Raw genomic sequence first — 25,677 nt, forward strand, 5'->3', positions numbered from 1 at the left:
ACCGTGCGTAATGCGCTGAACACGGTGGCCCAGATGATGCTGGCCGCCGCGCTGGCCGTCGTCGTCGCGGTGGTCGCGCTGATGGCGATCGCCCGGGTGCAGTGGCCCGCGTATCCGTCGTCGAACCAACTGCATGCGCTGACCACCGTCGGGCAGGTCTGCTGCCTGGCCGGGTTGGCCGCCGCCGGGTGGCTGTGGCGGCGAGGCCGGCGCGCCGTGGGCTGGATCGCCGCGGTGGTGTTCGTCTCGGCGTTCTCGGTGGTGACGCTGGCGATGCCGCTGGGCGCCACCAAGCTCTACCTGTTCGGGATCTCGGTGGACCAGCAGTTCCGCACCGAATACCTGACCCGGCTGACCGACAGTCCCGCGTTGGCCGACATGACCTATCTCGGGCTGCCGCCGTTCTACCCGCCGGGCTGGTTCTGGCTCGGCGGGCGGGCCGCGGCCTGGACCGGGTTGCCGGCCTGGGAGATGTACAAGCCGTGGGCGATCACCTCGATCACGGTGGCCGTCGCGGTCGCGCTGGTGCTGTGGAACAAGCTGATCCGCTTCGAGTACGCGCTGCTGGCCACCCTCGCCGGGGCGGCGGTGACGCTGGCCTACAGCTCCCCGGAGCCCTACGCGGCGATGATCACCGTGCTGCTGCCCCCGGTGCTGATCCTGGCCTGGTCGGGCCTGCGGGCGTCCGGCCGCGGCTGGGGCGCGGTCATCGGCGCCGGTATCTTCCTGGGTTTTGCCGCCACCTTCTACACCCTGCTGGTGGCCTACACCGCATTCACCGTGACCCTGATGGCCGTGGTGCTGGCGGCGGCGCGGGCGATCAAACGGGCCGGCGTCAACGCCGCGCTGAGCCCGCTGGCCCGGTTGGCGGTGATCGGGGTGATCGCCGCGGCCATCGCCTCGATCACCTGGACGCCCTACCTGCGCCAGGCGCTCTACCATCCGGCCGGCGAGACCCGCAGCGCCTTCCACTACCTGCCCGGCGACGGCGCCGAGCTGAGCTTCCCGATGCTGCAGTTCACGCTGCTCGGGGCGCTGTGCCTGCTGGGCACGCTGTGGCTGGTGACGCGGGCCACCAAGTCAACCCGGGCAGGGGCGCTGGCGATCGGCGTCGTCGGCGTCTACCTGTGGTCGTTGCTGTCGATGCTGTCCACGCTGGCCCTCACCACGCTGCTGAGCTTCCGGCTCCAGTCGACGCTGACGGTGCTGCTGGCCACGGCCGGAGTATTCGGCTTCATCGAGGGCGCCCAGGCACTCGGCCGGGCCGCGCAGGGCTGGCACACCATCGTCTATCCGGTCGCGACCGCGGTGGGGCTGGCCGGGGCGATCGCGTTCAGCCAGGACATTCCCGAGGTGCTGCGGCCCGACATCACCGTCGCCTACACCGACACCGACGGCCACGGCGACCGCGGCGACCGACGCCCGCCGGGCGCGGCGAAGTACTACGAGGCGGTTGACGCCGCGATCACGCAAGCCACCGGCAAGCCGCGCAACCAGACAGTGGTGCTCACCGCCGACTACAGCTTCCTGTCCTATTACCCCTATTGGGGCTTCCAGGGGCTGACGCCGCACTACGCCAACCCGCTGGCACAGTTCTCCGCGCGCGCCGCCGCGATCGAGGCCTGGTCCAAGCTCGAGACGTCTGAGCAGTTCACCCGCGCGCTCGACGACTTGGCGTGGCCGGCGCCGACGGTGTTTCTGATGCGGCCCGGCGCCGGCGACACCTACACGCTGCGGCTGGCCAAGGACGTTTACCCCAACCATCCCAACGTGCGGCGCTACGCCGTGGAGCTCGATGCGGCACTGTTCGCCGGGCCGCATTTCCAGGTGCAGAAGATCGGCCCGTTCGTGCTTGCCATCCGCACCTGACGGACGCCGTCGAGGACACCGATACCATCTGGTCCGTGACCGATACGCGCGCCGACTACCGGATCGCTCGGGCCGTCGCCGTCGTCGCCGGCGTACTGGGCACCCTATTGGCGATCCTCACCCCGTTGTTACCGGTCAAACAGACCACCGCCGAGCTCAACTGGCCGCAGAACGGTGCCCTGGCCAGCGTGCAGGCACCGCTGATCGGCTACGTCGCCACCGACCTGGACATCAGCGTGCCGTGCCAGGCCGCGGCCGGCCTCACCCCGACCAAGTCGGTGCTGCTGTCCACGGTGCCCAAGCAGGCACCCAAGGCCGTCGACCGCGGACTGCTCATCGAACTCGTCAACGACGACTTGGTTCTGGTGGTCCGCAACGTGCCGGTGGTGGTGGCGCCGCTCTCGGCGGTGCTCGGCCCGGACTGCCAGAAGCTGACCTTCACCGCGCACGCCGACCGGGTCACCGCCGAGTTCGTCGGCCTCAAGTACGGACCCAACGCCGAAAAGCCCGGCTCGCCACTGACCGGGACCCGCAGCGGCTATGACTTCCGGCCGCAGATCGTCGGCGTCTACACCGACCTGACCGGCCCGGCGCCTGCCGGCCTGGACTTCACCGCCACCGTCGACACCCGCTTCTCCAGCGCACCCACCCCGCTCAAGCTGGCCGCGATGATCCTCGGGCTGACGCTGACGCTCGTCGCGCTGATCGCCCTGCACGTCCTGGACACCGCCGACGGCACCCGGCACCGGCGCTTCCTGCCGGCCCGCTGGTGGTCGGCCTCGCCGCTGGATGCGCTGGTCACGTTCGTGCTGGTCTGGTGGCACTTCGTCGGAGCCAACACCTCCGATGACGGCTACATCCTGACCATGGCGCGGATCTCCGAGCACGCCGGTTACATGGCCAACTTCTACCGCTGGTTCGGCACCCCCGAAGCGCCGTTCGGCTGGTACTACGACCTGCTGGCGGTGTGGTCGCAGGTCTCCACCACCAGCATCTGGATGCGGCTGCCCACCCTCGGCATGGCGCTGGCCTGCTGGTGGCTGATCAGCCGCGAGGTGATCCCCCGACTGGGCCACGCCGTCAAACACAGCCGGGCTGCGGCCTGGACCGCGGCCGGCATGTTCCTGGCGTTCTGGCTGCCGCTCAACAACGGCCTGCGCCCCGAGCCGATCATTGCGCTGGGCATCTTGGCGACCTGGTGCTCGGTGGAACGGGCGGTGGCCACCAGCCGGCTGCTGCCGCTGGCGATCGCCTGCATCATCGGCGCGATGACGCTGTTCTCCGGACCGACCGGGATCGCGTCGATCGGTGCGCTGCTGGTGGCGATCGGGCCGCTGCGCACCATCTTGCACCGGCGCTCCAAGCAGTTCGGGCTGGCGCCGCTGCTGGCGCCCATTGCCGCGGCGGTCAGCATCACCGCGATCGTGATCTTCCGCGACCAGACGCTGGCCGGCGAGATCGAGGCCAGCACGCTGAAGTCCGCAGTCGGGCCCAGCCTGGCCTGGTTCGAGGAGCACGTCCGCTACGAGCGGCTGTTCCTGGCCACCCCCGACGGCTCGGTGGCGCGCCGGTTCCCGGTGCTGGCGCTGGGTGTCGCGCTGGCGGTATCGGTGGCGATGGCGTTGCGCAAGGGCCGCATTCCCGGCACCGCGGCCGGACCGAGCCGACGCATCATCGGGATCACCATCATCTCGTTCATCGCGATGATGTTCACCCCCACCAAGTGGACGCATCACTTCGGGGTGTTCGCCGGGCTGGCCGGGTCCCTGGGTGCGCTGGCCGCCGTCGCGGTGAGCGCCGCGGCCATGCACTCGCGGCGCAATCGGACGCTGTTCACCGCGGTGGTGCTGTTCATCACCGCGCTGTCGTTCGCCAGCGTCAACGGCTGGTGGTACGTCTCCAACTTCGGGGTGCCGTGGTCCAACGCCTTCCCCAAGTGGCATCTGGCGTTCGCCACCATGGGCGTGGCGCTGACGGTGTTGGCGGCCCTGGTGGCGGCCTGGTTCCACTTCACCAATGGCGCCGAGCGGACACCGCGCTGGGCGGCGCTGTCGGGCTACCCGCTGGCGATCGCCTCCTGGATGCTGATCGTGTTCGAGGTGGTGTCGCTGACGGCCTCGATGCTCGGCCAATATCCGGCCTGGACGGTGGGCCGCTCCAACCTGGGCGCCCTCACCGGCAAGACTTGTGGCCTGGCCGACGACGTGCTGGTCGAACAGGACCCCACCGCCGGAATACTCACCCCGGTCGACTCCCCGATCGACGAGGCCCTCGGCGCGACGTTCTCGGTCGGGTTCACCCCCAACGGAATCCCCGCCGACGTCTCGGCCGACCAGGTGATCGGCCCGCCCGGCCTGGGCCGGCTGGCCGACGACGACGCACAGACCGCCGGCGGTGAGGCCGGTACCGAGGGTGGCACCACCGCCGCCGAGGGGGTCAACGGTTCACGGGCCCGACTGCCCTACAAGCTGGACCCGGCCCGGGTGCCGGTGCTGGGCAGCTGGCGCGCCGGCATTCAGGTCCCGGCGCTGCTGCGCTCGGCCTGGTACCGGTTGCCCGCCGACCGGGCCAGCGCCGGACCGCTGCTGGTGGTGGCGGCGGCGGGCCGGTTCGACCGCGGCGAGGTCACCGCGCAGTGGGCCACCGAGTCCGGCGCCGCGAACGACAAGCCCGGCGGGACGGTCGAGTTCGGTGACATCGGCGCGGTCCCGGCCTGGCGCAACCTGCGCGCGCCCATGTCGGCGATCCCGGCCGAGGCCACCCGCATCCGGTTGGTGGTCCGCGACGACGACCTGGCCCCGCAGCACTGGATCGCGGTGACCCCGCCGCGCGTCCCGCAGCTGCGCACCCTGCAGGAAGTGGTGGGCTCCGAAGACCCGGTACTGCTGGACTGGCTGGTCGGCCTGGCGTTCCCCTGCCAGCGTCCGTTCGGTCACCGCAACGGGGTGACCGAGGTGCCGAAGTGGCGGATCCTGCCAGATCGTTTCGGCGCCGAGGCGAACTCTCCGGTGATGGACAACAACGGTGGCGGCCCCTTGGGGATCACCGAGTTGTTGGTGCGCGCGACCACGGTGCCCAGCTATCTGAACCACGACTGGTTCCGCGACTGGGGTGCCCTGCAGCAGTTGACGCCGTACTACCCCGCGGCCACACCTGCGCACCTGGATCTGGGCACCGCCGTGCGCTCCGGGCTGTGGAGCCCGGCGCCACTGCGGCACTGATCTCGCTCGCACGTCTCACTCACCTCACCCGTCACCGGAACCGAGGCATGTGGCAGTTGCCCGCCTTTGAGCGACAATCGCCGCCGTGTCGGAACGCGGTGCCAGGGTTCGCCACATGACGAATCGGAGATCATTGCGCGGCATCGAGCTGCGTTACGTACTGACCCACTACCTGCTGCATCACGGGACGTGCAGCGTCGGCGAACTGGCCGCGGAGCTGGACTCCCGGGGCTTCGGCGTCCAAGGACGGCCGTCGAAGGCGATCTCGGATGCCCTGCGCTGGGAACGCGGGCGCGGCCGGGTGTTCCGGCGCGGCCGGGGCCGCTACGGGCCCGCATCGATGCCGCGCAGTACCGAGTATCGGATTCATCAGCGGGTGATGGCGTTGCGGGCCGAGGCGGCGCAGCAGGAACCCGTCCACAACCCGACATAACGTGGGTTGTCGCTCAAAGCTGGGCAACTCTCCCTATGGTCCGCCGCGGCGCCAACGCGGTCGCCTAACATCGAGGCTCGTGTCCTCCACCAACGACCAGCCCAAGCAGCGCTATCGGATCGCCCGGCTGATCGCGGTGGTGGCCGGCCTCACCGGCGTGCTGCTGTGCGGCATCACCCCGCTGCTCCCGGTCAAACAGACCACCGCCACCATCGCCTGGCCCCAGGGGCTCGACGCCAACGGCCACGTCAGCGACGTCACCGCTCCGCTGGTATCCGGTGCACCTCGCAGCCTGGACATCACCATCCCCTGCTCGGCGATGGCCACCCTCCCCGAAAAGGGCGGGCTGGTGCTGTCGACCGTGCCGGCCGGTGGCGTCGACGCCACCGCGCACGGCCTGTTCGTGCGGGCCAACAAGGCGAGCGTGTTCGCCGCCTACCGCGACCACGTGGCCGCGGCCGCCCCGCGGAGCAAGCTCGCCGACTGCAGCGAACTGCACTTGTGGGCCGGGGCCGGCGGCGTCGGCGCGGATTTCGTGGGCATCCCCGGCGCGGCCGGCACCTTGCCACCGGAGAACAAGCCGCAGATCGGCGGCGTCTTCACCGAGTTGGAGATCGGCCCGCAACCGGGCCTGAACGCCCGCATCGACGTCGACACCCGGTTCATCAGCGGACCCACCCTGCTCAAGACCGCCGTGATGGCGCTCGGCGTGCTGGCGGTGCTGGCATCGATCGTCGCCCTGGCGGTGCTGGACGGACCGCGGCGTCGGCGCGCCAGATCCAAGGTCCATGCGGTGACCCGACTCGCCGACGTGGGCGTCATCGGCACGCTCGCACTGTGGCACGTCATCGGCGCCATCTCATCCGATGACGGCTACAACCTCACCATGGCGCGCAACGTCGCGCACGCCGGCTATGTGGCCAACTACTACCGGTTCTTCGGCACAACCGAGGCCCCGTTCGACTGGTACCCCTCGCTGCTGGGCCAATTGAGCGCGATCAGCACCGCCGGGGTGTGGATGCGCCTGCCCGCCACGCTGGCCGGCATCGCCTGCTGGCTGATCATCAGCCGCCGCATCCTGCCGCGGCTGGGCCGGCTCTCCGGCAACCGGGTGGCGGTGTTCACCGCCGCGGCGATGTTCGCGGCGGCCTGGCTGCCGTTCAACAACGGCCTGCGCCCCGAGCCGCTGATCGCGCTGGGCACGCTGGTGGTCTGGGTGCTGGTGGAACGCACCATTGCCACCCGCCGGCTGGTGCCCACCGCGCTGGCGGTCCTGGTGGCGATCTTCACCGTCACGTTGGCTCCGCATGGACTGATCGCGCTGGCCCCGCTGCTGACCGGCTCCCGGGCCATCGGGGCGGTGATCCGCAAGCGCCGGGCCACCGACGGTCTGGTCGCGCCGCTGGCCGTGCTGGCCGCGGCCGCCTCGGTGATCGCCGTGGTGGTCTGCCGATCTCAGTCCCTGGCCGCGGTCGCCGAATCGGCCCGCATCAAGTACGTGGTCGGTCCGACCATCGCCTGGTACCAGGAGTTCCTGCGGTACTACTTCCTGACCGTCGAAGAAAACGTCGACGCCTCGCTGACCCGCCGGTTCGCCGTGCTGGTCCTGCTGTTCTGCATGTTCGCCATGTTGGTGGTGCTGCTGCGGCGCGGCCGGATCAACGGGGTGGCCAGTGGCCCGGCCTGGCGGCTGATCGGTTCCACCGCGGTGGGTCTGCTGCTGTTGACGTTCACCCCGACCAAGTGGGCGGTGCAGTTCGGCGGGTTCGCCGGGCTGGCCGGGGCGCTGGCGGCGCTCACCGCGTTCACCTTCGCCCGCGTCGGGCTGCACAGCCGACGCAATATGACCCTGTATGTGACCGCGCTGCTGTTCCTGGTTGCCGTGGCGACCTCCGGGGTCAACGGCTGGTTCTACGTCGGCGGCTACGGAGTTCCGTGGTTCGACATCCCGCCGGTGATCGCCAGCCGCCCGGTGACCTCGATGTTCCTGGCGGCCTCGATCGCCACCGGCCTGCTGGCCGGCTGGCAGCACTTCCGGCTGGACTACACCGGACACACCGAGGTGACGCCCAACCGGCGCAACCGGATCCTGGCCTCCACCCCGCTGCTGATCGTCGCCAGCCTGATGGTGCTGCTGATGGTCGGCTCCATGGCCAAGGCCGCCGCGGGACGCTACCCGGCCTACACCACCGCCAAGGCCAACGCCGAAGCTGTCCTTTCCGCGATCTCGCGGCCATCGGCCGGCTGCGCCATGGCCGACGACGTGCTGGCCGAACCCGACGTCAATGCCGGCCTGCTGCAGCCCGTCAGCGGCCAGACCTACGGCGAGCTCGGCCCGCTGGGTGGTTCGGACCCGTACGGCTTCGACCCCAACGCCGTGGACGAAGACCTGACCTCGCTGGCCGTCATCGCCAAGCCTGGTGTGCCCAACGCGGATGCCTCCCCGAACAAGCCCAGCGCCAACCAGAGTGACGCGGCGGGCACCGCCGGCGGCAAGATCCCCGACGACGCCCCCGACGGCGTGAACGGCTCCCGGGTGGCGCTGCCGTTCGGCCTGGACCCGGCCGTCACCCCGGTGCTCGGCTCCTACAAAGAGCAGGTCGCCGCGCACGCCACCTCGGTCTGGTACCGACTACCGGAACAGTCGCCAGACCGGGCACCGATTGTCGTGGTCACCGCTGCCGGCGCCATCTGGTCACACGGCGAGGACGGCAAGCTCGACTACGGCCAGCCGCTGAACCTGGAGTGGGGCACCAGCAACCCCGACGGCACGTTCAAGGCGCTCGGGCAGACCGAACCGATCGACATCGGGCCGCAGAACTCCTGGCGCAACCTGCGTTTCCCGCTGGCCTGGGCGCCGCCGGGCACCGACGTGGTGCGCATCGTCGCCAACGACCCGAACCTGTCGACCGAGCAGTGGATCGCCTTCACCCCGCCGCGGGTGCCGGTGGTCAAGACCATCACTGAGTTGATGGGCTCGCAGACCCCGGTGCTGATGGACATTGCCGTCGCGGCGAACTTCCCGTGCCAGCGGCCGTTCGCCGAACACCTGGGCATCGCCGAGCTGCCGGAGTACCGGATCATGCCCGATCACAAGCAGACCGCGGCGTCGTCCAACCTGTGGCAGTCCGCCGAGGACGGCGGGCCGTTCATGATCACCCAGGCCATGCTGTGGACGACCACCCTCCCGACCTACCTGCGCAATGACTGGTATCGCGACTGGGGTGCGGTGGAGGCCTATCACCGTCTGATCCCCGCGAAGGACGCGCCCGACGCCGTCATCGAGCAGGGCACCGTCACTGTTACCGGCTGGAGCCGGCCCGGACCGATTCGAGCACTGCCATGACCCCGCCTGTGACCGACCGTGACCTGAAACTGACCCGCTGGGTGGCCGTCGTCGCCGGCCTCGTGGGCTTCCTGCTGTCGGTGGCCACCCCACTGCTGCCGGTGGTGCAGACCACCGCCACGCTGAACTGGCCACAGCACGGCGAGCTGAGCAGTGTGACGGCACCGCTGATCTCGCAGACCCCGATCTCGATGACGGTGAAGGCGCCGTGCGCGCTGGTGCGCCAGTTGCCCGCCGCGGGCGGCACGCTGCTGGCGACCGCGCCGGCCAAGGGCAAGGACGCCGCGCTCAACGGGCTGTTCATCACCGTCACCGAGAAGCGGGTGGACGTCACCGACCGCAACGTGGTGCTGGCCACCGCGCCGCGGGCCAAGGTGGAAGGCCCCGGGTGTACCGACATCGAGGTCACCTCGTCGCACGCCGGAACCTTCGCCACCATCGGCGGGATCACCCAGCGCTACGGCTGGGGCGACCCGAACCTGCGCCCGCAGATCGTCGGGGTGTTCACCGACCTGGCCGGTCCCGCGCCGGCCGGGCTGTCGCTGACCGCCGACATCGACACCCGGTTCTCCACCAAGCCCACGGCGCTCAAGCGGGCCGCGATCTACGCCGCGATCCTGGCCACCGTGATCGCGGTGCTGGCGCTGTGGCGCCTGGACCGGCTCGACGGCCACCGGATGCACCGGCTGATCCCGAGCCGCTGGCGGTTCTTCTCACTGGCCGACGTGGCGGTGGTCTTCGGGTTCCTGCTCTGGTACGTGATCGGCGCGAACTCCTCCGACGACGGCTACATCCTGGGGATGGCCCGAGTCGCCGACCACGCCGGCTACATGAGCAACTACTTCCGATGGTTCGGCAGTCCGGAAGACCCGTTCGGCTGGTACTACAACCTGCTGGCGCTGATGACGCACGTGTCCGACGCCAGCATCTGGATCCGGCTGCCGGACTTGGTCGCCGGGCTGGTGTGCTGGCTGCTGCTGAGCCGCGAGGTGCTGCCCCGGTTCGGCCCGGCGGTGGCTGCCAGCAAGCCCGCGTTGTGGGCGGCCGGCCTGGTGCTGCTGGCGGCATGGATGCCGTTCAACAACGGCCTGCGTCCCGAGGGGATCATCGCGGTCGGTGCGCTGATCACCTGGGTGCTGGTGGAGCGGGCGATCATCTCCAGCCGGCTGACCCCGGCGGCGCTGGCGATCATCTGCGCGGCCTTCACCCTGGGGATTCAACCGACCGGCCTGATCGCGGTGGCCGCACTGCTGGCCGGTGGCCGGCCGCTGCTGCGGATCCTGGTCCGTCGCCACCAGATTCACGGCACCTGGCCACTGGTGGCACCGCTACTGGCCGCCGGCGCGGTGATCCTGACCGTCGTCTTTTCCGACCAGACCATCCGCACCGTGCTGGAAGCCACCCGGGTTCGCACCGCGATCGGCCCCAGCCAGGCCTGGTACACCGAGAACCTGCGCTACTACTACCTGATCCTGCCGACCGTCGACGGCTCGCTGTCGCGGCGGTTCGGTTTCCTGATCTGCGCGCTGTGCCTGTTCACCGCGATGTTCATCATGTTGCGGCGCAAGCGCGTTCCCGGTGTCGCCAGCGGCCCGGTGTGGCGGCTGATGGGCGTCATCCTGGCGACGATGTTCTCGCTGATGTTCGCGCCCACCAAATGGGTGCACCACTTCGGGCTGTTCGCCGCGGTGGCCGGAGCGATGGCGGCGCTGACCACGGTGCTGGTATCGCGACAAGTGGTGCGCTGGTCGAGAAACCGAATGGCGTTCGCGGCAGCGGTGCTGTTCATCCTGGCGTTGTGTTTCGCCACCACCAACGGCTGGTGGTACGTCTCGAGCTATGGCGTGCCGTTCAACGCCGACATGCCGCGCATCGGCGGTATCACCGTCAGCACAATCCTGTTCGCCATGTTCGCCGTCGCGGCCGGTTGGGCGGCCTGGCTGCACTTCGCGCCGCGTGATCGCGGCGAGGGCCGGTTGGCCCGCGCATTGACCGCCGCGCCCATTCCGGTGGCGGCCGGCTTCATGGTGTGCGTGTTCGTCGCCTCGATGGTGGCCGGGATCATTCGTGAGTACCCGACCTACTCCAACGGCCTGGCCAACGTGCGGGCGTTCGTCGGCGGCTGCGGGTTGGCCGACAACGTGCTCGTGGAGCCGGACCCCAATGACGGCGCGCTGACGCCGCTGCCCGGTGAGTACGGCGATCTCGGCCCGCTGGGCGGGGTGGACCCGGTGGGCTTCACCGCCAGCGGGGTACCGGAGAAGGTGGTCGCCGAGGCGCTGCGGATGCCGATCACCCAGCCCGGCACCGACTACGACTGGGACGCCCCGAAGAAGCTGAAGACGGCCGGAGTCAACGGGTCGACCGTCCCACTGCCTTACGGTCTGGACCCGGCCCGGATTCCGTTGGCGGGCAGCTACAGCACCGACGGTCAGCAGGAGTCCAAGCTGACGTCGGCCTGGTACGCGCTGCCCCCGGCCGATGACGGGCACCCGCTGGTGGCGGTGACCGCCGCGGGCACCATCGCCGGCAACAGCGTGCTCAAGGGCTACACCACCGGGCAGGACGTGCAGCTGGAGTACGGCGTGCCCGGACCCAACGGCGCCCCGGTGGCCGCCGGACGGCTGGTGCCCTACGACCTGTTCGGCGAGTGGCCGCGGATGTGGCGCAACTTGCGCTACCCGCGGGCGCAGATCCCTGCCGACGCCGTCGCGGTACGCATTGTGGCCGTGGACAAGTCGCTGAACCCGCGGGACTGGATCGCGTTCACCCCGCCGCGGCTGCCCGAGGTGAAGACCATCCAGGAGTACATCGGCTCCGACAAGCCGGTGCTGCTGGACTGGGCGGTGGGCCTGGCCTTCCCGTGCCAGCACCCCATGCTGCACGCCAACGGTGTCACCGAGGTGCCCGAGTACCGGATCACCCCGGACTACAACGCCAAGAAGCAGGACACCGATACCTGGCAAGACGGGGTCAACGGCGGCCTGCTGGGCATCTCCGACATGCTGCTGCGCGCCCACGTGATGGCCACCTACCTGAACTACGACTGGGGCCGCGACTGGGGCTCGTTGCGTCAGTTCGAGGTGATCACGCCGGCCACGCCCGCGGAGTTGGACCTGGGCAGCGCTACGCGTTCGGGCTGGTGGTCACCCGGCCAGATCCGGATCAAGGCGTAAAGGGGCTCTCAAGCCGCTGGGGCCTCATCGGCTTGCTTCGCGATGACGGCTGCCAGCTCCCGCTCGAGTTCGCCCTGCGCGCCGGGGATGTCCGTTCCGCGCAGGGAGCACCCGAGGGTCTCCGGCAGGAACCGCAGTGCGACCAAGCCAAGCACCGCGGCGGCCACCAGATATGCCGCCGGAAAGAGCTGCCAACCGGTGTGTTCAATGACCGAGTCGGCCAGCACCGGTGCGGTGCCGCCGAAGACCGCGACCGCCGCGTTGTCGGCAATCGCGAAGCCCGCGTAGCGCACCTGGGTGGGGAACATCGCCGGGAAGGTCGCCGCCACGGTTGCCAGCGGCGCGGCGAACAGCACACTGAGCACGGTGAATCCGACCAGCGCGCAGGCGAATCCCTGACCCATGAGCCAGTACATCGGCAACGCCAACACGATGAACCCGATCAGCGATCCACGCCACAGCGGCTTTCGACCGATCCGGTCCGACCACGCCCCGGCGAACGGAATACAGGCCATCATGGCCAACTCCCCGACCAGCACCACAGCCGTCCTGCTGCGCTCGTCGAGGCCGGCGGAGGCGTGCAGATAGGTCGGCTGGTAGGTCACCAGGGTGTAGTCGATGATGTTGAGCGCGACCAACAGCGCGAACGTCACCAGGATCGGTCGGGTGTAGTTGGTCAGCAGGTCGACCAGTCGGTCCCACGCCGATCCCTTGATCGCGTCGCAGGCGACGCATTCGGCGAACACCGGGGTCTCGGGCATCCGGCTGCGCAGCACCAACCCCAGCACGCCTAACGGCAGGGCCAGCAGGAACGGAATGCGCCAGCCCCAGGCGGCCATCTGTTCGTGGCTGAGCATCGCCTCCAGTGCCAACACGACGGCACTGCCCAGGACAAAGCCGCCAACAGCACCGAACTCCAGGAAACTGCCATAGGTCCCGCGTTTGTCATCGGGAGCACTTTCGGCCATGAACGTTGCGGCGCCGCCGTATTCACCACCGGTGGAGAAACCCTGCACCACCCGCAGGGCGATCAACAGCCCTGGCGCCCACCATCCCGCAGTGGCATAGGTGGGCAAGACACCGATCAGCGTCGTCGCCACTGCGATCAGCGCAATGGTCGCAACCAGTACAGACTTGCGCCCGAACCGGTCTCCGATCGGGCCCCAGATCATGCCGCCCAGCGGCCGAAGCAAGAAAGAGACGGCGAAGCCGAGCATGGTCCCGAGGTTGCCGAGAGTGTCCGGGAAGAAGGCCTCAGTCAGATAGGTCGCCACCACGGCATAGACGCCGTAGTCATACCATTCGGTTGCGTTGCCGATTGCCGAGGCCGCAATTGCCTTGCGCAGCAGTCGTTTCTGGCCATCTGGAACGGTCCGAGATTTCCGCGCAACCGGCGCCGACGGCCTGGCCGGCAGCAGTAGACTCATCGCGCCTCGCCACTAGGGCACATGCTGCCAGCACACACGTCGACCCCCTCGTCAGGCCTCCGACGGTTCGCACGGCGATCCGGGCAGCCGGAAACACGTTCCGGCCCCGCACAATCGGAACCTCGGCGGCCAGCCCATCATGGGATCGCCTGGGGTAAACGATAATTGGTTTGCTACAGAAGTGACTGGTGTTGCTGAAGCGTTACGCAACACTTATCCGTCCGAGACTAGGACGCTGCCTCCCAGTAAGCGGGATCCAGGTACTGGCCGACCAGCGATTCCCACATCATGTTGGTCAAACCGTTGAGCATGTCGTCCACCGTCGGGTCGTCGCCGGCAGCGACGCCCACGCCGGCCATAGCCGCGAGCAACCCGTCCAGTGCGGGATTGTCGAGCATGTCCACTTGCACGTATGTCTCGGGGTCGAACAGGTCAGAAACGAAAGCGTTCACGCCGCTCATCGTCGCTTCAAACAGCGCGTTGCCGACCACGTTCCAATCGAGGTCCGGCATACCCTCTGACGCCATCGTCGGGACGTCCGCGGGGCCGTCGTTCCACCCGTGATCGATATTGCCGTAACCCAGGTTCACCAGGATGCGCGTGACCGGCTCCAGCAGGTCATAGATTGGCTTTCCGGTAAATGGAACGAACAGCAGCGGGTACAACAGCGGAAGATACTCGCTGGGAATCATGTAGGAGTTGATCATGCTGTCCGGGCTGGACTCCAGCAGGACGGCGTCCGCGATCTGGTCGGGGGTCAAGCCAAGGTACGCAATGTGCTGGATCGCCATACCCATGATGGCGTTCAGGCTGGACAGCGGATTCAGGAAATATTGCGGGAAGCTCGCGAAGCCGTCGTACTCCAGGGTGTAGATGTCGGTGGGGTACAGATCATTCGGCGTCGGGTTACCGAGCGTGATGTTGTCTTCCGCCATGTTCTCGACGACGTCCGGGTAACCCGAGAATCCGACCATCAAGCCACCAAGGGGATTTGCCGAATCACCGATCAACACGAAGTGCACGGCCGAACTCGGCACCCCGGCGTCGTGGAGCTGTTGCATGGTGAATGTCGTGAGGGCGGCGCTCTGCGAGTAACCGAAGACCGTCACCGGGTGGTCCTCGTCCACCTTGCCTTCGTCGATCAGGGCCAGTACCCGGTCGGTCAGATCCGCCGCACCCCTGGCCATCGACTCGTCAAGTAGGTACGCCTCCTGAGGAGTGGTCAGCACCTCGAGGTCTCCGCCGAACCCGTTGGGCTGCAGGAACAGCGCATTCACGGTGTCGGCGTAATGCTCACTCGGCGTCGGGAGCATGCTCGGGCCCATAATGAGCGCGATCCCGGAGCTCGCGAGCGAGCCGCCCCCCGCGGCGGACAGCGCTACCGCGGCATGCTCGGGACCCGAAGTCCACGACGAAACCTGGGGAGCACCCGCGATACCCGCAACCATGACGGTGGCAGCAAGCGCAGCTCGCAGGCCGGACTCGCAGCGACTGGACCGTGCCGAGACTGCATCAAACATCGAAAATTCCTCGCCAGATTCTCGAGGCCGCACATGAGTGGGGCGTTGCCGGACCTGAATGATTTCAATCACACTCTGTTATGTCAAATTCAGGTTCACTAATCTGGAAACCAGCATCGACCAGGAAGAACCGGACGCACCCTGAGAACATAAAACGCCTTATGCGGCCAGACCCTGAGCCAGCACTAAGCGGCGACGCGAGCTAGATGTACTGCCCGGGGAAGCGTGTGAACGCATAGGGGCTCGGTGGGGACGAGTGAGCATGTGCACGCTGCCAGCCCCGGCGAGCCTTGGCGAATTCCTTTGAGCGACAGCACGACCCGGTGGCCGCTAGCCACACCGACACCCCGTTCACCGGGGGCGTGCGGTTGACAGCCTCCCGGGGAGTTACAACTAGATCGGCAGCAGGCCGTGCTTGCGCTGGACCTTGGGGAAGTTCTGCTTGTCCCGCAGCAGACGCAGCGACTTACGCAGCAACAGCCGGGTCTCATGCGGCTGGATCACCGCGTCGATGTAACCCCGCTCGGCAGCAGTCCACGGGATCGCCATGTTCTCGTTGTAGCCGGCGATGAAATCCGCCTTGATCTTCTGCACCTCGGGCGCGGTCGGATCCGGGAAGCGCTTCACCAGCAGCTGAGCCGCGCCGTCGGCGCCGATCACCGCGATCCGGGCGGTGGGCCAGGCAAAATTCAGGTCAGCGGACAGCTGCTTGGAGCCCATCACCGCATACCCGCCGCCGTAGGCCTTGCGGATGATGACGGTCACCTTCGGCACGTCGGCCTCGACGATGGCGTTGAAGAACCGGCCGCCGCGCTTGATGATGCCGTTCTTCTCCTCCGCCACCCCGGGCATGGCGCCGGGAGTGTCCACGACGAAGACCAGCGGCAGGTTGAAGGAGTCGCAGAACCGGATGAAGCTGGCCGCCTTGTCGGAGGCCTCGGTGTCCACCGCCCCGGACATGTACATCGGCTGGTTGGCGATCACCCCGACCGGATGCCCGTCGACCCGGGCGAACGCTGTGATCATCGCCTGGCCGCGCTGGTCGGAGATCTCGAAGACGTCGCCGTCGTCGAAAATCCGCAGCAGGATCTCGTGCATGTCGTAGGCGGTGTTGTCCGCGTCCGGAACGATCGAGTCCAGCTCGAGGTCGTGCGGCGTGATCTCCGGCTCGAGGCCCGGGTTGACGATCGGTGCGTCGTCGAAGTGGTTGGCCGGCAGGAACGACAGGTAATCGCGCACGTACTGGAACGCCGCCGCCTCGTCCTCGACCACCTTGTGAATGTTGCCGCGCTGCGCCTGCGCGTCGGCGCCGCCGAGCTCGTCGAAGGTCACGTCCTCACCGGTGACGTCCTTGATCACGTCGGGGCCGGTGATGAACATGTAGCCCTGATCGCGCACCGCCACCAGCAGGTCGGTCTGGACCGGCGAATACACCGCTCCCCCAGCGCATTTACCCAAAATGATGGAGATCTCCGGCACCAGGCCGCGCAGCATCTCGTGGCGGCGGCCCAGCTCGGCGTACCACGCCAGCGACGTCACCGCGTCCTGGATGCGCGCGCCCGCGGAGTCATTGATGCCGATGATCGGGCAGCCGACCATGGCCACCCACTCCATCAGCTTGGCCACCTTGCGGCCGAACATCTCGCCGACCGAGCCTTGGAACACGGTTTGGTCGTGGCTGAACACCCCGACGGGCCGGCCGTTGATCCGGCCGTGGCCGGTGACCACGCCGTCGCCGTACAGCGCGTTCGGGTCACCGGGGGTCTTGCACAGCGCGCCGATCTCCAGGAACGTGCCCGGGTCCAGTAGCGCGTGGATGCGCTCGCGGGCGCTCGGAATGCCCTTCTTGGCCCGCTTGGCGATAGCCGCCTCACCGGCGGGTTCCTTTGCCAGCTCCAGCTTCTCGCGGAGCTCGGCCAGCAGTTCGGCGGTGGTCTTGTTACTCACTGCTCTCCCTGGATCCGGTTGATCGCCTCACTCATGTGAGCACCCACCTTGGCAATGTACGGCTCGTCAATCACCTGAACGTGCTCGCCCCCGATCGGCACAATCTCCAAGTCGGAGATGTATTCGCCCCAGCCGCCGTCGGGCTTGCGGGTCGCGTACGCGGGCTCGAACACGATGGCGTCATCGTGGTAGCGGTCGGCCATGTACAGCGTGACGTGCCCCTCGTAGGGCTGGATCTCGATGGTGTCCAGGGCCCGGTTGTCCAGGTACGACGTGCGCTGGTGCTCGATGATGCCGCCCGGGATCTGCACGCCGCTTTGCGCGACGACGTCCAGCACGAAACGGACCTGGCCCTCGTCGTCGAGCTTCTCCAGCTCCTCGTAGGGGATCTCGGGAACCTCGACGTTGAAGGTGCGCTCGGCGAACCGTGCGTACCGGTCCCAGCGCGCCCGCATGCCTTCCTTGCTCTGGTCGATCGGCTCACCGGGCAGCACCAGGTCGAGCAGCCCGACGTAACGCACGTCGGCGCCGGCCTGCTTCAGCCCGATCGCACACGCGTAGGCCAGCGCCCCGCCCAGCGACCACCCCGCCAAAAGGAACGGCCCGTCGTGCAGCTCCAGCAGCCTGGGCACGTACTCGGCAGCGCGCTCCTCGATGGACCCTTCCACCCGCTCGATGCCATACACCGGGAGGTCAGCGGGCAACCGCTTCATCAGCGGCTCGTAGACCACGGTCGAACCACCGGCCGGGTGGAACACGAACAGCGGAGCCTTGTTCGAACCTTCGGGCTTGGCGCGCAGCGTCCGGACGAAACCGTCCACCACGCCGTCTTCCAGCTGGTCGCGGACGATGGTCGCCAGGGCCTCGATGGTGGTCGCCGACCTCACGTCGTCGACGGTGATGATGCCCTCGGCACGCTCCGACAGCCGCTCGGCCATCTTGGCCACCGTGTCGTCGTCGACGGCGGGCAATTCGTTGAAGATGCCGCCCGGCGACTTCCCGGTGACGATTGCCCAAGTGGCGAACGTGACCCGCTCGGCGGCGTCACGCGGCGGCACGTCGGCGCCCAGCGCCTCGGTCACCGCCTCCTGGGTGAGCACCTTGGCGGCCGCGGCCGCGGCGGTCTTGGTGCTGACCCCGCTCGAATTGGCACCCGGGCCGGAAGGATCGGTGGGCGGCGGCGGAACCGCGGGGCCAGCCGGGTTGGTCGGCGGCGGCGGAATCGGGATGTCCGAGGCAGGCGGCGCCGCTTGGATTTCCGGTTCGGCTGACGGAGCCGGCGCGGTTTCCGCCGACTCCGCCGCCTTGGCCGCCGCAATGATCGCGGCCTGCTCGGCGGCGATCTCGTCAGCCGTCTGGGTCTTCTGGTGCTCGTGCAGCGCCTCGATCTCGTCGCGGTGCTCGACGGCGTAGCGGATCATCTCCGCGACGTTGTACAGGTTCGCGTCACGGACCGCGGTCAGCTGGATCGGCGGCATGTCGAAGTCGTATTCGACCCGGTTCTTGATCCGCACGGCCATCAGCGAATCCAGGCCCAGCTCGATCAGCGGCACCTCCCACGGCAGGTCCTCGGGCTCGTAGCCCATGGCGCTGCCGACGATCGTGCCCAACCGGTCCGCGATGGTTTCGCCGGATTCCGGCGACCACTTGGCGAAGCCGGCCGCCAGCCCGGCGCCGGCCGTCAGGTTGTCGTGCAGGATCGCGGCGTCGTCGACCTGTTCCTCAACCGGCGCAACCGAAGTCGTAGTGGATTCGGCCACCGCGGTGCCCGCGCCGACGGCGATCGGCAACACCCCGGCTGCGCCGCCACGCGACACCAGCGCGTCGTAGACCAGCGTGAACGACTCCCCAATGCGCGCGTGCACCTGCACGGCCGCGCCACCGGGGTGCCGGGTCAGCGTCGTCACCAGCCGCGAACCCTCACCGGGGACCGCCCGCTGTTCGGAAGCCACCAGAGTCGAGTCCGGAATGACTGTTGCGGCAGCGGCTTTCACCAGGGCGGCCAAGTCCGTCTCACCGCGACCGGCGTATTCGAAGACGTGCCGGCCGTCCGGGGTCGCGACGTGCGAGCCGGGCATGACACCGGTGGCGTCGCCGGAGAAGCGGGCGTCGAGCCAGTACGGCTTGCGCTTGAACCGCGTCGGCGGGATGTTGGCGAACTCCGCCGGGCTGATCGGGCCTTCGACCTCACGGGGGAACAGCGTGCGGAAGTCGAGGTCGTGACCGTAGACGTAGAGCTGGGCCATCGCGATGGTCATGGCGTCGACGTCGTCGGTCTTGCGAGCCAAGGTGGCGATCAACTGGGCATCGTGGAGCCCAGCGCTGGCCGTCGTCAGCCCAACCTGCATGAGCGCGACCGGGTTCGGCGCCAGCTCAAGGAAGGTGGTGTAGCCGTTGTCGACGGCGTTGCGGACCCCATGGGTGAAGTAGACGCTGTGTCGCATCCCCTTCTTCCAGTAGTCCACATCGTGGATCGGCTCGCCGCCGGGCTTGACGTAGCTGCCCTCGTGCACGGTCGAGAAGATGCCGATGTTCGGGGTCTGCGGCTCGATGCCCTGCAGCTCCGCCGAGAATTCGCCCAGCAGCGGGTCCATCTGCGAGGTGTGGCCGGCACCCTTGGTCTGCAGCTTGCGGGCGAAGCGGCCCTCGGATTCGGCGCGCGCGACGATCTCGTCGATCTGCTCGGGCGGACCGCCGATCACGGTCTGGCTGGGGGCGGCGTAGACGCACACCTCCAGCCCGGGGAAGTCGGCGAACACCGTCTTGAGTTCCTCGGCGGAGTACTCGACGAGCGCCATGAACCGGATGTACTCGCCGAACAGCATCGCCTCGCCCTCACCCATCAGGTGTGCGCGTGAGCAGATCACCCGGGTGGCGTCGGCCAGCGACAGACCACCGGAGAAGTAGGCCGATGCCGGCTCGCCCAGTGACTGGCCGATGACGGCGGTCGGACGCGCTCCGTGATGCTTGAGCACCTCGCCGAGCGCGATCTGGATGGCGAAGATGGCGATGTTGGACGTCTCGATGCCGTAGTCGTGCGAGTCGTCGAGGATCAGCTCCAGCACCGAGTAGCCGCGCTCGTCCTGGACGTGGGCGTCGACCTTCTCGATCCACTCGGCGAAGATCGGGTCGCGCAGGTAGAGGTTCTTGCCCATCTTGCGGTGCTGGGCACCGAAGCCGGCCATCACCCAGACCGGCCCGTTGGTGACCGGTCCGTCGACGGAGTAGACGTTCGGCTTCTGCTTGCCCTCGGCGACCGCGCGCAGGCCGGCGATGGCCTCGTCGTGGTCGTGGGCGAGCACCACGGCGCGCGAGCGGCCGTGGTTGCGCCGCGAAAGTGACCGGCCGATCGCGGTCAGCGGGGTGGCCCGGCCTTCTTCGCTGTCAATCCAGTCGGCCAGCTCGGCCGCGGCAACCTTCTTGCGGGAGGTCAGAAATGCCGAGATCGCCAGGGGGATGAGAGGCTGCACCGGCTCTTGCGCCGCCAGCTCGGCCAGCGCCTCGTCGCGCAGCCGCAACGCCTCATCGGTCAGGCCGGGCAGCTCGTACTCGGGCTCGTCACCGTAGCCGTGCGAATTCTCCGGTGCAATGAACTCGCCGTACTCGTCGAAGCGCGGGGCCTCGTGCTCGATGACCTCGTCGGAAACCGGGTCTGCAGCAGTCTCTTCGGGCGCCTTCTCCCGCTCGATCACGTCGCGCGGCAACACCTCACGCACCACCAGGTGCGCGTTGGCCCCACCGAACCCGAAGCCGGAGACACCGGCGACCGCGTAGCCGCCGTAACGCGGCCAGTCGGTGGCGGTGTCGGCGACCTTCAGGTGGGTGCCGGCAAAGTCGATGTACGGGTTGGGTCCGGCGTAGTTGATCGACGGCGGGATCTTGTCGTGCTGCAAGGCGAGCACGACCTTGGCCAGGCTCGCCGCACCGGCTGCCGACTCCAGGTGTCCCACATTGGATTTCACCGCACCCAGCAGGGCGGGCTTGTCCGCGGCGCGGCCCCGGCCGACCACCCGACCCAGCGCCTCGGCCTCGATCGGGTCACCCAGGATGGTGCCGGTGCCGTGCGCCTCGATGTAGTCGACGGTGCGCGGGTCGATACCGGCGTTCTTGTAGGCCTTGCGCAGCACCGCGGCCTGAGCGTCCGGGTTGGGCGCCAGCAGGCCGTTGGATCGGCCGTCGTGGTTGACCGCGGAGCCGGCGATCACCGCGAGGATCTGGTCGCCGTCACGGCGCGCGTCGTCCACTCGCTTGAGGATCAGCACGCCGGCGCCCTCGGCACGCGAGTAGCCGTCGGCATCGGACGAGAACGACTTGATCCGGCCGTCGGGCGACAGCACCCCGCCGACCTCGTCGAATCCGACCGTCACCAGCGGGGTGACCAGCGCGTTGACGCCGCCGACCACCGCCACGTCGGCCTCGCCGTTGCGCAGCGCCTGCACACCGGCGTGCGCGGCGACCAGTGACGACGAACATGCGGTGTCGACAGTGACCGACGGACCGCGGAAGTCGTAGAAGTAGCTGACCCGGTTGGCGATGATCGAGCTGGAGTTGCCGGTGATGGCATACGGGTGGGTGATGCTCGGGTCGGACAGCGCCAGGTTCTGATAGTCGCCATTCGTCGAGCCCATGTAGACCGCGACCGCTTCGCCGCGCAGGCTCGAGGCCGGGATCCGGGCGTGCTCGAGCGCCTCCCAGGTCAACTCCAGCGCCATCCGCTGCTGCGGGTCGACGTTGTCGGCCTCCATCTTCGACAGCGCGAAGAACTCCGCGTCGAAGCCCTTGATGTCGGAGAGGTAGCCACCGCGGGTGCGAGCCTTCTTGACCCGCTCGGCAACCCGAGGCTCCTCCATGAACTCCGACCAGCGGCCCTCGGGCAGGTCGGTGATCGCATTGAACCCCGCGAGCAGCTTTTCCCAGGTGTCCTCGGGGGTGTTCATGTCGCCCGGGAATCGGGTGGCCAGGCCGACGACGGCGATGTCGGCGACATCGGCGTCGCGCGACCAGTCCTCGCCGGCCGCGTCGTCCTCCAGCACCGGCTCGCCCTCGACGATCACGGTGGCCAGCGCCTCGATCGTCGGATGCCGGAACGCCACGGTCGCCGACAGCGTGACCCCGGTGAAGTCCTCGATGTCCGACGCCATCGCCACCGCGTCCCGCGACGACAGGCCCAGTTCGATCAGCGGAGCGGTCTCGTTGATCTTCTCCGGCGACTGGGAGGTGGCATTGGCCACCCAGTTGCGCAGCCAGGCCCGCATGTCGGCGACGGTCAGGTCGGTGCGGCTGGTGCCGCGCAGGATTGCGTCGTCGCCGTCGCCGGTCATCTGCGGAGCCTCGCTCATCTGGGGTTAGACCTCGTCGGGGTAGGCGTTCGGGCCGGTGGTGCCGCCGCGCAGGCTGCCATCGAGGTAGGCGGCCCGGCAGGCGCGGCGACCGATCTTGCCGCTGGAGGTGCGCGGCACGGTGCCCGCGGACACCAGCAGCACGTCACGCACGGTCACGCCGTGGCGCACCGCGATCGCCGCCCGGATGTCGTCGGCGATCGGCTGGTAATCCAGCTTGTGGGCGCCCGGTGCGCGCTCGGCGACGATCACCAACTGCTCGGAGCTGTCCTCGGGGTCGAACTTCAGCCCAGAGTGCGGGTTGTCGAAGGCCGACTGCGGCAGCTGGTTGGCCGGCACCGAGAACGCCGCGACGTAGCCGGCGCGCAGCGCGCGGCTGGCCTCCTGCGCGGAGTACTCCAGGTCCTGCGGGTAGTGGTTGCGGCCGTCCACGATCACCAGGTCCTTGACTCGGCCGGTGATGTAGAGGTCGTCCTGGTAGTAGGCGCCGTAGTCACCGGTGCGCACCCAGAAGCCGTTCTCGTCGGAGCCCTCGGCCCGAGACGGGTTGTTACGCGTCTTGAGTACGTTCTGGAACGTGTCGGCGGTCTCTTCTTCACGGTTCCAGTAGCCGCCGCCCATGTTGTTGCCCTGCAGCCAGATCTCGCCGATCTGGCCGTCGGGCAACTCGGCGCCGGTCTCGTAGTCGACGATGATCGTCCACTGGTCGACGCTGATCCGTCCGGCTGAGGCCTGCGCGACGGCGTTCGGCGCATCCTCCGGTACCTCGACCAGGCGGTTGGCGTTGTTGAGCGCTTCGCGGTCGACGTAGATGATCTTGGGCTTCTCGCCGATCGGGGTCGTGGACACGAACAGCGTGGCCTCGGCCAGGCCGTAGGACGGCTTGATGGCCTCCTCACGGAACCCGTACGGCGCGAACGCCTCGTTGAACTTGCGCAGCGACGCCGCAGACACCGGCTCACTGCCGTTGAGGATCGCCTTGACGTTGCTCAGGTCCAGCGGCGGCTCGCCCTCCTTGGGCAGGCCGCGCGCCGCAGCATGCTCGAAGGCGAAGTTGGGGGCCGCCGAGTAGACCTCGCCGGTCTCCCCCTCCTTGCGGGCCAGCTCACGGATCCATCGGCCTGGCCGGCGCACAAACGCGGCCGGGCTCATGAAGGTGAACTGCTGACCCATCACCGACGACAGCAGGATGGTGACCAGACCCATGTCGTGGAAGAACGGCAACCAGCTGACGCCCCGGTCACCCTCGCGGCCCTTGAGCGAGTCCAGCAGCTGCACGACGTTGGTGGGCAGGTTCAGGTGGCTGATCTTCACCCCGGTCGGGGTGCGGGTGGAGCCGGAGGTGTACTGCAGATAGGCGACGTCGCTCCGGTCGGTGTCGGGCATCACCCAGGTCGAGCCCACCTCCGGCGGCAGCGCGTCGACCGCGATGACCCGCGGTCGGGCGTTGGCCGGGCGGCTGCGGAAGAACTTGTTGACGCCTTCCGCGGAGTCGCTGGTGGTCAGCACCGCCGACGGGGTGCAGTCGTCGAGCACCGCGTGCAGCCGGCCCACGTGACCCGGCTCACCCGGGTCGAACAGCGGCACAGCGATGCGACCGGCGTACATGATGCCGAAGAAGGACACCAGGTAGTCCAGGTTCTGCCCGCACAGGATCGCCACCCGGTCACCGGGCTTGGTGACCTGCTGCAGCCGGGCACCGATCGCCCGGTTCCGCGCGCCGAACTCCGACCAGGAGAGGTCGCGCTCGATACCGTCACGCTCGGTGGAGAAGTCCAGGAATCGGTACGCGATCTTCTCGCCGCGCAGCGCAGCCCAGCGCTCGACGGTCCGCACCAAGTTGGCGTTGTCCGGGAACCGGATCTTGCCGTCCTTGACGAACGGGTTGTGGTAACTGGCCTGTGTTGCCGGGGCCATGCAAAATCTCCTGTCGCGAACATACGTTCTCAGTCAGCTGCCGGGCGCGTCTTGGCCACGCCGCTGCGTTACATCGCGCGGGCCCGGGACCTCACAGATGGTAATGGGTTGCCGGCTCCCGACGACGCGCTGCTGCTCTGCGGCCACGGACCGCCGCTCTTAAATTGTTCTTAATGTTAGAGGTCGGTGCGGTCCATGCCAAATCAAACGGTACCGCGTGTGACGCCGGTCTCCGGGTCACGAAGCGGTCCCAGCTTCGCCTCTCCTTCGTCGAGCCTCGCTGAACCGCGGGGTCCATACGGCAGTCCCAGCTTCGCCTCTCCTTCGTCGAGCCTCGCTGAACCGCGGGGTCCATACGGCAGTCCCAGCTTCGCCTCTCCTTCGTCGAGCCTCGCTGAACCGCCGGGCGTCAGCCGTGCGGCGGACGGGGCGCGTTGTCGATGAGTTCACGCGCCCAGTTCAGCGTCCACTGGGTTGCGGACAGGCCGTCCTGGCTCCAGACGTCGGTGGTGCCGTACAGCGCGTGCACCGGCTGAGCAGCACCGCCGGCCAGCGTTGACAGCGTCGCCGGCAGCTTGCCGACGCTGAACGCCTCCTGCGGGGCCGCGCAGACCAAGTCACCGACCGCGCAGATCTCGTTGGTGCGCTTATCGAGGTCGCCGAAACCGCCCTCGCGCGCGCCGGTCATAGTCAGCCCCATCCCGGACAGGATCGGCAGCTCGTGCAGGGTCACCTCGGCGCCCTGACCGGGCGGAGACGGCGGGACGTCTACACCCACGCCGGTCTGGCGGCGGCCGTCGGCGATCAGCGTGACGCCCAGCACCAGGTCTTCGTCGACCGGCCCCTCCCCGTTGCCGATCTTGCTGGCCACGTCGCCGGCGATCACAGCGCCCTGCGAGAAGCCGACCAGCACGTAGCTGGTCAGCGGGCACCGGTCATTCATCTCGGTCAGCGCCTTGATGGTGGCGCGAGTGCCTTCGGCGCGGCTGTCGTTGTAGCTCATCTGCTTGTCGGCTGACAGCGGGTTATGGAACTGCGCGGTGTAGGGAACCGTGTAGGTCTGCACCCGGGCGGCGTCGAACTGCTGGGCGATCGGGCGGGTGACGGTGAGCAGAAGCGCGATCGGGAACTGGGTGGGGTCGAGCGGGTTGTCCGTCGGCGAGGTCTCCCAGGTACCGGGCACCGACACCAGCTGCACGTCCGGGCAGCTGGCGTCCTGGTAGGCCGGGCGCGGCTTCTTGGTCCGCGTCGGGACCGAACTGGTCGACGGGACGCCCGCGCCCGGCTGCTCCGCGATCGGGGGTGTGGCCGGGCGCCGAATCCAGATCACCACCGCGACGATCACCAGCGCCACCACGAGCGCCATCGCGCCGGCAGCGACCCAGGCGAGGAGGCGGCGCCGGTTAGCTGGGGACTTGCGAGGAGATTTCGCGGATTTGCGCGGGGTTCTCGATGTCTTCTTCTTGGCCATATCGCCTTTCA

The 25,677-nt window shown here is 68.4% G+C and carries 11 protein-coding genes; 5 read left to right on the top strand and 6 right to left on the bottom strand.

Annotated features, from left to right (window positions below):
• Positions 1 to 33: 33 nt before the first annotated feature.
• From RCP37_RS21070 to RCP37_RS21090, 5 genes are all read left to right on the top strand, one after another.
• On the top strand, positions 34 to 1,869 hold the full coding sequence (locus RCP37_RS21070; protein WP_308487187.1) for a galactan 5-O-arabinofuranosyltransferase: 1,836 nt from the start codon (positions 34 to 36) through the stop codon (positions 1,867 to 1,869).
• Positions 1,866 to 5,090 carry an arabinosyltransferase domain-containing protein gene (locus tag RCP37_RS21075; protein ID WP_308487188.1) on the top strand — a complete coding sequence of 1,075 codons (3,225 nt, stop codon included), beginning with the start codon at positions 1,866 to 1,868 and terminating at the stop codon, positions 5,088 to 5,090. The genes RCP37_RS21070 and RCP37_RS21075 overlap by 4 nt, the downstream gene beginning before the upstream one ends.
• A gap of 115 nt (positions 5,091 to 5,205) precedes the next feature.
• Positions 5,206 to 5,523, top strand: coding sequence for a hypothetical protein (locus RCP37_RS21080; RefSeq protein ID WP_308484864.1), 318 nt, complete (start codon positions 5,206 to 5,208; stop codon positions 5,521 to 5,523).
• A 79-nt stretch (positions 5,524 to 5,602) separates the two neighbouring features.
• Entirely contained in the window at positions 5,603 to 8,869 is a 3,267-nt protein-coding gene (locus tag RCP37_RS21085) for an arabinosyltransferase domain-containing protein (protein ID WP_308484865.1), read from the top strand.
• Complete coding sequence (locus RCP37_RS21090) at positions 8,866 to 12,045, top strand: arabinosyltransferase domain-containing protein (RefSeq protein ID WP_308484866.1); 3,180 nt, start codon at positions 8,866 to 8,868, stop codon at positions 12,043 to 12,045. The genes RCP37_RS21085 and RCP37_RS21090 overlap by 4 nt, the downstream gene beginning before the upstream one ends.
• A gap of 8 nt (positions 12,046 to 12,053) precedes the next feature.
• Here the strand turns inward: RCP37_RS21090 and RCP37_RS21095 are convergent, their stop codons facing one another.
• The 6 genes from RCP37_RS21095 to culp6 all read right to left on the bottom strand — a co-directional run bounded on the left by RCP37_RS21095 (position 12,054) and on the right by culp6 (position 25,561).
• Positions 12,054 to 13,472, bottom strand: coding sequence for an MFS transporter (locus tag RCP37_RS21095; protein ID WP_308484867.1), 1,419 nt, complete (start codon positions 13,470 to 13,472; stop codon positions 12,054 to 12,056).
• A gap of 227 nt (positions 13,473 to 13,699) precedes the next feature.
• Positions 13,700 to 14,992 carry a PE-PPE domain-containing protein gene (locus tag RCP37_RS21100; protein WP_308484868.1) on the bottom strand — a complete coding sequence of 431 codons (1,293 nt, stop codon included), beginning with the start codon at positions 14,990 to 14,992 and terminating at the stop codon, positions 13,700 to 13,702.
• Positions 14,993 to 15,385: 393 nt separating this feature from the next.
• On the bottom strand, positions 15,386 to 16,939 hold the full coding sequence (locus tag RCP37_RS21105; RefSeq protein ID WP_308484869.1) for an acyl-CoA carboxylase subunit beta: 1,554 nt from the start codon (positions 16,937 to 16,939) through the stop codon (positions 15,386 to 15,388).
• Positions 16,936 to 22,278 (bottom strand): polyketide synthase Pks13, encoded by a 5,343-nt coding sequence (gene pks13 / locus RCP37_RS21110; RefSeq protein ID WP_308484870.1) that lies wholly within the window; start codon positions 22,276 to 22,278, stop codon positions 16,936 to 16,938. Before pks13 ends, RCP37_RS21105 begins: the two co-directional genes overlap by 4 nt.
• Positions 22,279 to 22,284: 6 nt before the next feature.
• Positions 22,285 to 24,195 (bottom strand): long-chain-fatty-acid--AMP ligase FadD32, encoded by a 1,911-nt coding sequence (gene fadD32, locus RCP37_RS21115; RefSeq protein ID WP_308484871.1) that lies wholly within the window; start codon positions 24,193 to 24,195, stop codon positions 22,285 to 22,287.
• 409 nt (positions 24,196 to 24,604) lie between these two features.
• Entirely contained in the window at positions 24,605 to 25,561 is a 957-nt protein-coding gene (gene culp6 / locus RCP37_RS21120; RefSeq protein ID WP_308484872.1) for a carboxylesterase Culp6, read from the bottom strand.
• Positions 25,562 to 25,677: the final 116 nt, after the last annotated feature.

Source organism: Mycolicibacter sp. MU0102 (assembly GCF_963378105.1).
Lineage (GTDB): Bacteria > Actinomycetota > Actinomycetes > Mycobacteriales > Mycobacteriaceae > Mycobacterium > Mycobacterium holstebronense.